9 protein-coding genes and 1 pseudogene are annotated in these 12,674 nt (G+C 53.6%); 5 read left to right on the forward strand and 5 right to left on the reverse strand.

The annotated features are described in order from the left end of the window. Nucleotides 1–174: 174 nt before the first annotated feature. On the forward strand, nucleotides 175–750 hold the full coding sequence (gene ssuE, locus H7R76_RS15515) for an NADPH-dependent FMN reductase (protein WP_106928798.1): 576 nt from the start codon (nucleotides 175–177) through the stop codon (nucleotides 748–750). Nucleotides 751–839: 89 nt separating this feature from the next. Here the strand turns inward: ssuE and pepN are convergent, their stop codons facing one another. Next, on the reverse strand, nucleotides 840–3,452 hold the full coding sequence (gene pepN / locus H7R76_RS15520) for an aminopeptidase N (RefSeq protein WP_106928800.1): 2,613 nt from the start codon (nucleotides 3,450–3,452) through the stop codon (nucleotides 840–842). 263 nt (nucleotides 3,453–3,715) lie between these two features. On the opposite strand from pepN, the gene pncB reads away from it, so the two are divergent. The 4 genes from pncB to H7R76_RS15540 all read left to right on the forward strand — a co-directional run bounded on the left by pncB (nucleotide 3,716) and on the right by H7R76_RS15540 (nucleotide 9,671). Continuing rightward, nucleotides 3,716–4,918 carry a nicotinate phosphoribosyltransferase gene (gene pncB / locus H7R76_RS15525; RefSeq protein WP_182965725.1) on the forward strand — a complete coding sequence of 401 codons (1,203 nt, stop codon included), beginning with the start codon at nucleotides 3,716–3,718 and terminating at the stop codon, nucleotides 4,916–4,918. Nucleotides 4,919–5,084: 166 nt separating this feature from the next. Beyond that, complete coding sequence (asnS, locus tag H7R76_RS15530) at nucleotides 5,085–6,485, forward strand: asparagine--tRNA ligase (protein ID WP_106928804.1); 1,401 nt, start codon at nucleotides 5,085–5,087, stop codon at nucleotides 6,483–6,485. 611 nt (nucleotides 6,486–7,096) lie between these two features. After that, entirely contained in the window at nucleotides 7,097–8,296 is a 1,200-nt protein-coding gene (locus tag H7R76_RS15535) for a porin (RefSeq protein ID WP_181358022.1), read from the forward strand. A 184-nt stretch (nucleotides 8,297–8,480) separates the two neighbouring features. Further along, nucleotides 8,481–9,671 carry an amino acid aminotransferase gene (locus H7R76_RS15540; RefSeq protein ID WP_106928808.1) on the forward strand — a complete coding sequence of 397 codons (1,191 nt, stop codon included), beginning with the start codon at nucleotides 8,481–8,483 and terminating at the stop codon, nucleotides 9,669–9,671. A gap of 101 nt (nucleotides 9,672–9,772) precedes the next feature. Here the strand turns inward: H7R76_RS15540 and H7R76_RS15545 are convergent, their stop codons facing one another. The 4 genes and pseudogenes from H7R76_RS15545 to H7R76_RS15560 all read right to left on the reverse strand — a co-directional run bounded on the left by H7R76_RS15545 (nucleotide 9,773) and on the right by H7R76_RS15560 (nucleotide 12,660). Next, the gene (locus H7R76_RS15545; RefSeq protein WP_182965726.1) at nucleotides 9,773–10,420 is read right to left on the reverse strand and encodes an MBL fold metallo-hydrolase; all 648 of its coding nucleotides are present in this window, start codon (nucleotides 10,418–10,420) and stop codon (nucleotides 9,773–9,775) included. Between the two features lie 64 nt (nucleotides 10,421–10,484). Continuing rightward, on the reverse strand, nucleotides 10,485–11,036 hold the full coding sequence (gene mepK, locus H7R76_RS15550; RefSeq protein WP_106928812.1) for a peptidoglycan L,D-endopeptidase MepK: 552 nt from the start codon (nucleotides 11,034–11,036) through the stop codon (nucleotides 10,485–10,487). A 183-nt stretch (nucleotides 11,037–11,219) separates the two neighbouring features. Next, nucleotides 11,220–11,600 (reverse strand): annotated as a pseudogene (locus tag H7R76_RS15555) (L,D-transpeptidase); the annotation flags it as partial. A 79-nt stretch (nucleotides 11,601–11,679) separates the two neighbouring features. Beyond that, nucleotides 11,680–12,660 (reverse strand): IS5-like element ISKpn26 family transposase, encoded by a 981-nt coding sequence (locus tag H7R76_RS15560; RefSeq protein WP_068815383.1) that lies wholly within the window; start codon nucleotides 12,658–12,660, stop codon nucleotides 11,680–11,682. Nucleotides 12,661–12,674: the final 14 nt, after the last annotated feature.

Below are 12,674 nucleotides of genomic sequence, written 5' to 3' on the forward strand. Positions count from 1 at the left end.
TGGCAAAAAAAGCGCAATCGTTTTCCTCTCCTCCTTTATCGCGCTCAGCGCATATGCATTTTCCGGTAATCCTACGCCGGAAAAAGTATTTCGCGCGCCAGAACGGCTTTGAGACACTGGTACAAATGTTATCAACTTTAACTTTATGTTTATTTTTGGTTATAAGGAGAGATTATGCGCGTCATTACTTTAGCTGGCAGTCCCCGCTTTCCTTCTCGCTCCAGCGCGCTGCTGGAATACGCACGCGAGAAGCTGTCAGCGGCCGACGTCGAAGTGTTTCACTGGCATCTGCAGAATTTTGCGCCGGAAGATCTCTTCCACGCTCGTTTTGACAGCCCGGCGCTGCAAACCTTAACCGAACAGTTGAGCCATGCGGATGGGCTTATTATCGCCACGCCGGTGTATAAAGCCTCATTTGCCGGCGCGTTAAAGGCTCTGCTCGATCTGCTGCCAGAGCGCGCGCTGGAAGGAAAAATCGTGCTGCCGCTGGCCACCGGCGGCACCGTGGCGCATATGCTGGCGGTCGATTACGCCCTCAAACCGGTGCTCAACGCGCTGAAAGCACAGGAGATTCTGCAGGGCGTATTCGCCGACGACAGCCAGGTGACCGATTATCAGCACAAGCCGCAGTTCAGCCCGAACCTGCACACGCGGCTGGACAACGCGCTGGAGACATTCTGGCAGGCGCTGCACCGGCGGGACATTCAGGTCCCCGCTTTAAATACCGCGCGACAGGCTGCCCATGTTTGATAAAAAAAACGCCGCAGGCAAATACCCGCGGCGTTTTTCATTTATTGCGTGAAGAACCCCCGGGAGGTTAACGCCTTCCGGGGCAACGATTACGCTAGCGCTTTCGTAATCTTCTCGAACAGATCGCCGGACAGATTTTCCAGCCCTTTCAGCTGCTCCAGCGCCGCACGCATCAGCGCCTGGCGTTTGGCATCATAGCGTTTCAGGCGGATCAGCGGCTCAATCAGACGTGAAGCCACCTGCGGGTTTTTGCTGTTCAGTATGGTGAGCATTTCCACCAGGAACTGGTAGCCGCTACCGTCCTGGGCATGGAACGCCGCCGGGTTACTACCGGCAAAAGCACCTATCAGAGAGCGAATACGGTTCGGGTTATTCATACTGAATGAGCGGTGGTTCAGCAGTTTACGCACCGTCGCCAGCACATCTTCCGCCGGACTGGTCGCTTGCAAAATCAGCCATTTATCCATCACCAGACCGTCGTGATGCCACTTATCATCATATTCCTGCATCAGGGCATCGCGACACGGCAGCTCTGCCGCCACCGCCGCCGACAGCGCCGCCAGCGCATCCGTCATGTTATCGGCATGATGGTACTGATCGCTCACCAGCTTATCGCCAAGCTCACGGTCACCAAATGCCAGATAGCGCAGGCAGGTATTGCGCAGCGAACGCTTGCCTATGTCGGCATGCTCTACGCGATAGCTGTCGAGCTTGTTGGCGTTATACACCGCCAGACATTCATCGGCCAGTTCAGTCGCCAGCGTACGGGTCAGCGCTTCGCGCACCGCAGCAATAGCGATAGGATCAATAATCTCGAACAGCTCAGCAATTTCGCTCGTTGATGGCAGCGTCAGGATTTCAGCCGCCAGCGCCGGGTCGATGTGCTCATCAAGCAGAATCGCGCGGAACGCATCGGCAACGTGTACCGGCAGCGACAGCGGCTGGCCCTGCTGATGGCGCGCGACGTTGAGTTTGATATAGGTCGCCAGCAGGCTCTGCGCCGCATCCCAACGGGAGAAATCGTTACGCGCATGACGCATCAGGAACGTGAGCTGCTGATCGCTCCATTTATACTCCAGCTTCACCGGCGCGGAGAACTCACGCAGCAGCGATGGCACCGGCTGGAAGTAAACATTATCAAAAACAAACGTTTGTTCTGCCTGAGTGACGTTCAGCACGTGATGCACCGGATGACCGTCTTTTTGCAGCGGGATCACCTTCCCCTCGTTATCGTACAGTTCGATATCGAACGGAATGTGCAGCGGGAACTTCTCTTCCTGCTCGGCGGTTGCCGGCGTGCGCTGACGAATAGTTAAGGTGTATTGCTCCGTTTCCGGATTGTAGTCATCGTGGACGCTGACAATCGGCGTACCGGCCTGGCTGTACCAGCGGCGGAAATGCGAGAGATCGATATTGGAGGCATCTTCCATCGCCTGAACAAAATCATCACAGGTTGCGGCGCTGCCGTCATGGCGCTCGAAATAGAGCTGCATGCCTTTCTGGAAGTTTGCTTCGCCCAGCAGGGTGTGCAGCATGCGGATCACCTCCGCCCCTTTCTCGTAGACCGTCAGGGTATAGAAGTTATTCATTTCAATAACTTTATCCGGGCGGATCGGGTGCGCCATCGGGCTGGCGTCTTCGGCAAACTGCAGCCCGCGCATGGTGCGCACGTTGCTGATGCGGTTCACGGCGCGTGAGCCGAGATCCGAGCTGAACTCCTGATCGCGGAACACGGTCAGGCCTTCTTTCAGGCTCAGCTGGAACCAGTCGCGGCAGGTCACGCGGTTGCCGGTCCAGTTATGGAAATATTCGTGGCCAATAACGCGTTCGATATCGAGGTAATCTTTATCGGTGGCGGTATCGGTACGCGCCAGCACATACTTGGAGTTAAAGACGTTCAGGCCTTTGTTCTCCATTGCCCCCATATTAAAGAAGTCGACGGCGACGATCATATAGATGTCGAGGTCGTACTCAAGGCCGAAGCGCTCTTCGTCCCATTTCATGGAGTTTTTCAGCGAGGTCATCGCCCACGGCGCACGGTCAAGGTTGCCGCGATCGACAAACAGCTCCAGCGCAACGTCGCGCCCGGAACGGGTTTTGAAGGTATCGCGCAGCACGTCAAAATCGCCCGCGACCAGGGCAAACAGATAACATGGTTTCGGGAATGGGTCCTGCCACTGAACCCAGTGACGACCGTCTTCCAGCTCGCCTTCGGCAATGCGGTTCCCGTTGGACAACAGGAACGGATATTTGCTTTTATCGGCGGTAATTTTGGTGGTAAAGCGCGCCAGCACATCCGGGCGATCGAGATACCAGGTAATATGACGGAAACCTTCAGCTTCACACTGAGTACATAGCGCTTCGCCAGACTGATACAGCCCTTCCAGCGCGGTATTCGCCGCCGGGCTTATCTCGTTAACAATCTTCAGGATGAAACGCTCGGGCAGGCCGGAGAGCACCAGCTGATTATCTTCTTCTTTATAGTCGGCCCACGGCGCGCCGTTAACATGAACGGAGACCAGCGTCAGGTCTTCGCCATTCAGGCGCAGCGGCACATCAGACGCTGCATGACGGGAAACCTGGCTTTCCGCAGTCACGATGGTTTTTGCGGCATCCAGGTCAAAGGCCAGGTCGATATCACTAATCAGGTAGTCCGGCGCACGGTAGTCGTGGCGGTACTTGGCTTGGGGCTGTTGTGTCATAAAAAACCTTTAGCATCTTTTGTAAATGTCACCTCAGTCTATTCCTGTTGTGTTAAACGCGCTACGCAGAATCTTCATCTTTTCCAGTCAAATAGGGAAAAATGATACATTTACGCAACATGCCGCACAAAACGCACAGGTGGCGCTTCGTGCCTTATGATGTGATCGGGGTTCAATAAATCGATAAACAAGGTATACTCCAGCCATTCTCCCCTGTTGTTTATTGTACTAAACGCTCCTGTGAGAGGATGCTACTGCGCACCATGACACAATTCGCTTCTCCTGTTCTGCATTCGCTGCTGGATACAGATGCCTACAAACTGCATATGCAGCAGGCCGTTTTCCACCACTACTACGACGTAAACGTCGCGGCTGAATTCCGCTGCCGTGGGGACGATCTGCTGGGCATTTATGCTGACGCTATTCGCGAACAAGTCGAAGCCATGCGTTCACTCACGCTGCGTGATGATGAATACCATTGGCTGTCCGGTCTGCCTTTCTTCAAGCAGGACTACCTCCGCTGGCTGCGTGACTTCCGCTACGATCCGCAGCAGGTTACCGTCATCAACGATAACGGTAAGCTGAATATCCGTCTGGAAGGGCCGTGGCGTGAAGTGATTATGTGGGAAGTTCCGCTGCTCGCCGTAATAAGCGAGCTGGTGCACCACTATCGTTCGCCGGAAAACGGCGTGCCGCAGGCGCTGGCAATGCTCGAACATAAGCTTACCGACTTTAATCAAATGACGGCTGACCTGAATATGTCCGCTTTCAAACTGATGGACTTCGGTACCCGCCGCCGTTTCTCCCGTGAAGTACAAGAGGCTATCGTCAGCCGCCTGCAGCAGGAGCCGTGGTTTACCGGCACCAGTAACTATGACCTGGCGCGTCGTCTGAACCTAACCCCTATGGGCACCCAGGCGCACGAGTGGTTCCAGGCACATCAGCAAATTAGTCCGGATCTGGCCACCAGCCAGCGGGCCGCGCTGGCCGCCTGGCTGGAAGAGTATCCCGACCAGCTTGGCATCGCACTCACCGACTGCATCACGATGGACGCCTTTCTGCGCGACTTCGGCCGGGAGTTTGCGACGCGCTATCAGGGGCTGCGTCACGATTCCGGTGATCCGGTTGAATGGGGCGAAAAAGCCATCAACCACTATCAGAAGCTGGGCATAGACCCGATGAGCAAAGTGCTGGTGTTTTCCGACAACCTCGATCTGCCGAAGGCCGTAGAGCTCTACCGTCACTTCTCTTCGCGCATTAACCTGAGCTTTGGCATCGGCACTCGCCTGACCTGCGATATCCCGCAGGTGAAGCCGCTGAACATTGTCATCAAGCTGGTCGAATGTAACGGCAAACCGGTAGCAAAACTCTCCGACAGCCCGGGCAAAACCATCTGCCACGATAAGGCATTTGTTCGCGCGCTGCGCAAAGCCTTCGATCTCCCACAGATCAAAAAGGCCAGTTAATCACCAAAGGGAGCCCTGAAGGCTCCCTTCTTCTTATTTATTTCTCAAAACACCCTCTCGCTATGCGAATTCTGCTTGTCTGACGGAAGATGACAGGTAACATAGATATCCCCCGCCGTTCCGGGGTAAACGATTTTTTTATTGGACTACGAATAGAGAGACTATTATGAGCGTTGTGCCTGTAGCCGACGTACTCCAGGGCCGCGTAGCCGTTGACAGCGAAGTCACCGTGCGCGGCTGGGTACGTACCCGCCGAGATTCAAAAGCTGGCTTTTCCTTCCTCGCCGTCTATGACGGTTCCTGCTTTGATCCTGTACAGGCCGTTATTAATAATTCTCTGCCCAATTACAATGACGAAGTCCTGCGCCTGACCACCGGCTGCTCGGTGATTGTCACCGGTAAAGTGGTCGCGTCTCAGGGTCAAGGCCAGAGCTTTGAAATTCAGGCTGCCAGCGTAGAAGTCACCGGTTGGGTTGAAGATCCCGACACCTACCCGATGGCGGCGAAACGCCACAGCATTGAGTATCTGCGTGAAGTCGCGCATATGCGTCCGCGTACCAACCTGATTGGCGCGGTTGCCCGCGTTCGCCACACGCTGGCACAGGCGCTGCACCGTTTCTTCGACGAACAGGGTTTCTTCTGGGTTTCCACCCCGCTGATTACCGCTTCCGATACCGAAGGCGCTGGCGAAATGTTCCGCGTGTCCACGCTGGACATGGAAAACCTGCCGCGTAACGATCAGGGCAAAGTCGATTACGATAAAGATTTCTTCGGCAAAGAAGCCTTCCTGACCGTTTCCGGCCAGCTGAACGGCGAAACCTACGCCTGTGCGCTGTCAAAAATCTACACCTTCGGCCCGACCTTCCGTGCAGAAAACTCCAACACCAGCCGTCACCTGGCGGAATTCTGGATGCTGGAACCGGAAGTGGCGTTTGCCGATCTGGAAGATAACGCCCGTCTGGCGGAAGCCATGCTGAAGTATGTCTTCAAAGCCGTACTTGAAGAACGTGCCGACGACATGAAATTCTTCGCTGAACGCGTCGATAAAGACGCGGTCGATCGTCTGCAGCGTTTCGTATCCGCCGATTTCGCGCAGGTCGACTACACCGACGCGGTAACCATTCTGGAAAACTGCGGCAAGCAGTTCGAAAACCCGGTTTACTGGGGTGTGGACCTTTCCTCTGAGCACGAGCGCTACCTGGCCGAAGAACACTTCAAAGCGCCGGTCGTAGTGAAAAACTACCCGAAAGAGATCAAAGCCTTCTATATGCGTCTTAATGAAGACGGTAAAACCGTTGCCGCAATGGACGTTCTGGCTCCGGGTATTGGTGAAATCATCGGGGGCTCCCAGCGTGAAGAGCGTCTGGACGTGCTCGATGCGCGCATGGCCGAAATGGGCCTTAATAAAGAAGACTACTGGTGGTACCGTGACCTGCGTCGTTACGGCACCGTACCGCACTCCGGCTTTGGCCTGGGCTTCGAACGCTTGATTGCCTACGTCACCGGCGTACAGAACGTTCGCGATGTAATTCCGTTCCCAAGAACGCCGCGTAACGCCAGTTTCTAAAGTCCGACGTCTCTTCAAGGCCAGCCGTTCGCGCTGGCCTTTTTTTTACTGCTCATGTAAAGAAATCTTTATTAATTTTAACAAACCTAAACATCAACACCTTGCCGCGCGCTGTTTGTTACATCACATTTCGCAGAAATAAAACTGTACAAAAAACACACTAATCCTTATTGCACCTAAGAATCACCTTGCGCTTAGCACGTTTTTTGTTCAAAACAACAGCTATCCAGACGGCTAAAAAATATCATAACGAAATGATCACACATCCGCTCTGTGCGATAGGAAAAAGCGTTATGCGAATAAAAGATAAGAAATTCATATTGATAGATAAGCTGCTGCTTAATTAATCTCCGCCCCCCCAGAACTTTGAGGTACTTCACAAAGTTCCTTAAATTACACATTCAGTTACACATTATTTCTTTTGCTTACTCATTCTCGATGTTTGTAGCATTTTCAGGGTGGCGAAAGAGTGTTTTGAATGGAAAGATGCCTCTCAGACACATAAAGACACCAAACTATCATCAATAGTTCCGTAAATTTTTATTGACGGAAGTTATTGGCGGCAGTGGCGAGTGTCTATAAAAAAAACCTAATGAGGGTAATAAATAATGATGAAGCGTAATATCCTGGCAGTGGTAATCCCTGCCCTGCTGGTAGCTGGCGCGGCCAACGCGGCCGAAATCTATAACAAAAATGCCAACAAACTGGACTTCTACGGTAAAGCAGTTGGTGAGCACATTTGGACCACCAACGGTAACACCAGCAACGAAGACACCACCTATGCCCGTATCGGTTTCAAAGGTGAAACCCAGATCAACGATCAACTGATGGGTTACGGTCAGTGGGAATACAACATGGACGCCTCCAACGCGGAAGGCTCCCAGGGCAACAAAACTCGTCTGGCGTTCGCTGGTCTGAAATTTGGCGATGCAGGTTCTCTGGACTACGGTCGTAACTACGGCGCTATCTACGACGTCGCAGCTTACACCGATATGCTGGTTGAGTGGGGCGGCGACTCTTGGGCTGCTACCGACAACTTCATGAACGGTCGTTCTTCCGGCCTGCTGACCTACCGTAACAGCGATTTCTTCGGTCTGGTTGATGGTCTGAGCTTCGCGTTGCAGTACCAGGGAAAAAATGATCGTAACAGCCCAATTACTGTTGACTACGATGATAACAGCGGCGCAGCACAGAGCTACAGCCTGACCGGTAACGGCGCGAAAGCAAACGGCGACGGCTTCAGCACATCTGCACAATACGACTTCGGTAACGGCATGGCATTTGCTGCTGGTTATGAAGTTGCAGACCGCACTAACGCCCAGGTTAATCCGAAAACCTTCACCGTTCCATCCGGTCCTAACGCTGGTTTGGTTTACGGGAATGCAAGCGCAGATGGTAGCAAAGCGGAAGCATGGTCCACAGCATTCAAATATGATGCAAACAATGTTTATGCTGCTGTCATGTATGCTCAGACTCTGAACATGACTCGTGAAAACGACGGCAACTTTGCTGAAAAAACGCAGAACATCGAAGCAGTGGTTCAGTACCAGTTCGACTTCGGTCTGCGTCCGTCCATCGGCTACGTACAGTCTAAAGGTAAAGACCTGCATGAACGTGTAGGCACTGGCTTCAAAGGCGGCGATGCTGACCTGGTTAAATACATCGAAGTGGGTACCTGGTACTACTTCAACAAGAACATGAACGTCTACGCGGCGTACAAGTTCAACCTGCTGGACGACAACGCTTACAGTGCAGCTACCGGTCTGGCGACCGACGATCAGGCTGCTGTGGGTATCGTTTACCAGTTCTAATCAGCAGACCCTCGCTGCTATATGCCTCAAAAGCAGGACTTCGGTCCTGCTTTTTTGCGTTCAAGAGAGGAAGATCGCAACTTTTGAAAAGCTTCGCGCTTTTAGTCTCTAACGGTTGGCATTTTGTAAATCTGCCGTTAACCTGATAGCGGATTTCCCCAGAACTTATTAATGGAACCTCGTCATGTTTGAGAACATTACCGCCGCCCCTGCCGACCCGATTCTGGGCCTGGCCGATCTGTTTCGCGCCGACGAACGCCCGGGAAAAATCAATCTCGGGATTGGTGTTTATAAAGATGAAACCGGCAAGACGCCGGTGCTGACCAGCGTTAAAAAAGCTGAGCAGTATCTGCTGGAGAATGAAACAACCAAAAACTATCTCGGTATTGATGGTATTCCTGAGTTTGGCCGCTGCACGCAGGAGCTGCTGTTCGGCAAAGGCAACAGCATCATCAGCGATAAACGTGCGCGCACCGCTCAGACGCCTGGCGGTACCGGCGCCCTGCGCGTAGCGGCGGACTTCCTCGCAAAAAACACTGACGTGAAGCGCGTTTGGGTAAGCAACCCGAGCTGGCCGAACCACAAAAGCGTCTTCGGCGCTGCTGGCCTCGAAGTACGCGAATATGATTACTATGACGCCGAAAAACACGCCCTCAACTTTGACGGCCTGCTGGCAAGCCTGAGCGACGCTCAGGCCGGTGACGTAGTGCTGTTCCACGGCTGCTGCCATAACCCAACCGGCATCGATCCTACGCTGGAGCAGTGGCAGCAGTTGGCTACCCTGTCCATCGAAAAAGGCTGGCTGCCGCTGTTCGACTTCGCCTACCAGGGCTTCGCCCGCGGTCTGGAAGAAGATGCTGAAGGTCTTCGCGCGTTCGCCGCGCTGCATAAAGAGCTGATCGTCGCGAGCTCTTACTCGAAAAACTTCGGCCTGTATAACGAACGCGTTGGCGCCTGCACCCTGGTGACCGCCGATGCCGATACCGCCGATCGCGCCTTCAGCCAGATGAAAGCCGTTATCCGCGCCAACTACTCTAACCCGCCGGCTCACGGTGCCTCCGTGGTGGCGACCATTCTCAGCAACGACGCGCTGCGCGCCATCTGGGAACAAGAGCTGACCGATATGCGCCAGCGCATTCAGCGCATGCGTCTGCTGTTTGTGAACACGCTGCAGGAAAAAGGCGCGAGCCGCGACTTCACCTTCATCACCAAACAGAACGGGATGTTCTCATTCAGTGGCCTGACCAAAGATCAGGTGCTGCGTCTGCGTGAAGAGTTTGGTATCTATGCCGTCGCTTCCGGGCGCATCAACGTGGCAGGCATGACGCCGGACAACATGGCGCCGCTGTGCGAAGCCATCGTCGCCGTGCTGTAACCGCGTAGGCCGGATGAGGCGTTTACGCCGCCATTCGGCTATGTCTTGCAGACGTCACCAGAAAGTAAAAAGGCCGCATTCGCGGCCTTTTTTATTATCACTTACCAGACAGGAAGTTCATCCTGCAGGAACGGGTTGTGCTGCCGTTCATAGCCCAGCGTCGACATCGGCCCGTGGCCCGCAATAAACTTCACGTCGTCGCCCAGCGGCAGCAGTTTACGCTTGATAGCATCAATCAGCTGCGTGTGGTCGCCACGCGGAAAATCACTGCGCCCAACGCCGCCCTTAAACAGAACATCGCCAGAGATCAGCAGACGCGTCTGGTCATCGAAGAAGACCACGTGCCCCGGCGTATGCCCCGGACAATGCAACACCTGCAGCTTCACGTTACCAACGCTAACCACATCACCTTCGTTCAGCCAGCGGTCCGGCGTTAACGGCTGACAGTCGTCAAGGCCAAACATCCGGCTTTGCGCAGGGAGCCCCTGCAACCAGAACTCATCTTCTTTTTCCGGCCCGATAATCGGCACACCGTAGTGCTGCGCCAGCTCGGCCGCCGCGCCCACATGGTCAAGATGACCATGGGTCAGCAAAATTTGCTGCAACGTTACGCCCGCTTCAGCAACCTGCTGCTTGATAGTTTCGGCATCACCGCCCGGATCGACCAGCGCCGCCAGTTTGGTTTGCTCACACCAGATCAATGAACAGTTTTGCGCGAACGCAGTCACCGGAATAATGCGATAATTCATGTTGCTCCTGTTTAGGCTCGTCACCGTTCAAACGCATCAATGTGCCTGAACGATTGGCGTAGAGCTACCAGTGCCGGACCGGACCGGTATCAATATGCACAAAGTTGCTTCGTGGGTAATATCCTACACCACCTGCGCGCATAGATAACGCGGCTTTGCGTATATTACTCAATGAAACGCCTTCGATATGGAAATCCATTGCCTGACCTTTCGTGTGATAGCTATTTTTAGCCACCCCACGGCTGTGCGCTCTGAGCTCGGTATTGGTATCAATAGAACGATACCCGGAGATTAATTGCACAGGTTTATTTGTTCCTAATAATCCCTGAAGGCGATAAAGCTGATCGAACAAAGAAGGATCGATACTCTTTATTTTATTCGCGCGATAGTCACGGAAAAAATGGTTCAGTTTTGCTAATTCATCCTGAATATAGCCTCGGCCGTCAAAAAACTCGGCTTTTATCAACTCACCTGTATGCAGGTTATTCAGCGTTAAAATACGCGGACGTGGGGTCGAGAGGGTTGCAAACGCAGGCGTGGGCAAGATGGCGGCAGCGCCGAGCGCAACCCCACCTAACGCCAGCAGCTTGCGGCGATTAGCGTCAAATTTGTCCATGATAATCAGGTCTACAGTCAGTAATGTAATCGAAATATATGCACTTCTGGCGCACGTTAAGCACCTTACCGGGCATGAAAGCCAGCGTCAAGGCGGCCTACCGCGCAGAGCCGCCAGCCCTGGACCTGCGGGGCTGGCATCTGCGCTTTTAGTTCGACAACTACATTACCTGAACTACTTCATTTATCTGATCAATTGTTCCGCTTTTGGCAAAATCTGTGCACCCGATCGCGCGGTGATATCGTAATTGTAAATATCTGTTCGATATTGTGTCTGACCATCAGCGCCGACAAAGGCGGTCAGATAATAGAGATTAACCGGAATATTCTGCCGGATATTCACGTATCGCGTATTCCCGCCCTTCAGCGCATCAGAAATTCGCGCGTCATTCCAGCCCGCATCCTGCAGCAACATATTTGCCAGATCGGAGGCCTTATTTACCCGCACGCAGCCCGAACTTAATGCCCGCACATCTTTCTGGAACAGATTATGGTTAGGGAAGGTGCGAATAAGCAGGTCATTTCTTCCCAAGCTGACTCGCTGATTAAAATTTCGCGGATCTGGGCCGATTTTTTTCCCGCAAACAATCGAATCAGCCTATTTAGGCTATTTTTTCCACCATTTCTGGCGTTATTTCCGGTTTTTACTGAGATCTCTCCCACTGACGTATCATTTGGTCCACCCGAAACAGGTTGGCCAGGGTGAATAACATCGCCAGTTGGTTATCGTTTTTCAGCAGCCCCTTGTATCTGGCTTTCACGAAGCCGAACTGCCGCTTGATGATGCGAAACGGGTGCTCCACCTTGGCACGGATGCTGGCTTTCATGTATTCGATGTTGATGGCCGTTTTGTTCTTGCGCGGATGCTGCTTCAAGGTTTTTACCCTGCCGGGACGCTCGGCGATCAGCCAGTCCACATCCACCTCGGCCAGCTCCTCGCGCTGTGGCGCTCCTTGGTAGCCGGCATCGGCTGAGACAAATTGCTCCTCTCCATGAAGCAGATTACCCAGCTGATTGAGGTCATGCTCGTTGGCCGCGGTGGTGACTAGGCTGTGGGTCAGGCCACTCTTGGCATCGACACCAATGTGGGCCTTCATGCCAAAGTGCCACTGATTGCCTTTCTTGGTCTGATGCATCTCCGGATCGCGTTGCTGCTCTTTGTTCTTGGTAGAGCTGGGTGCCTCAATGATGGTGGCATCCACCAAAGTGCCTTGGGTCATCATGACGCCTGCTTCGGCCAGCCAGCGATTGATGGTCTTGAACAATTGACGGGCCAGTTGATGCTGCTCGAGCAGGTGGCGGAAATTCATGATGGTGGTGCGATCCGGCAGGGCGCTATCCAGGGATAATCGGGCAAACAGGCGCATGGAGGCGATTTCGTACAGGGCATCTTCCATGGCACCGTCGCTCAGGTTGTACCAATGCTGCATGCAGTGAATACGCAGCATGGTCTCCAGCGGATAGGGCCGTCGGCCATTGCCCGCCTTGGGATAAAACGGCTCGATGACAGCGGTCATATTCTGCCATGGCAGAATATGCTCCATGCGGGAGAGGAAAATCTCTTTTCGGGTCTGACGGCGCTTAGTGCTGAATTCACTATCGGCGAAGGTGAGTTGATGGCTCATGATGTCCCTCTGGG

Source organism: Klebsiella sp. WP8-S18-ESBL-06 (assembly GCF_014169755.1).
Classification (GTDB): Bacteria; Pseudomonadota; Gammaproteobacteria; order Enterobacterales; family Enterobacteriaceae; genus Kluyvera; species Kluyvera ascorbata_B.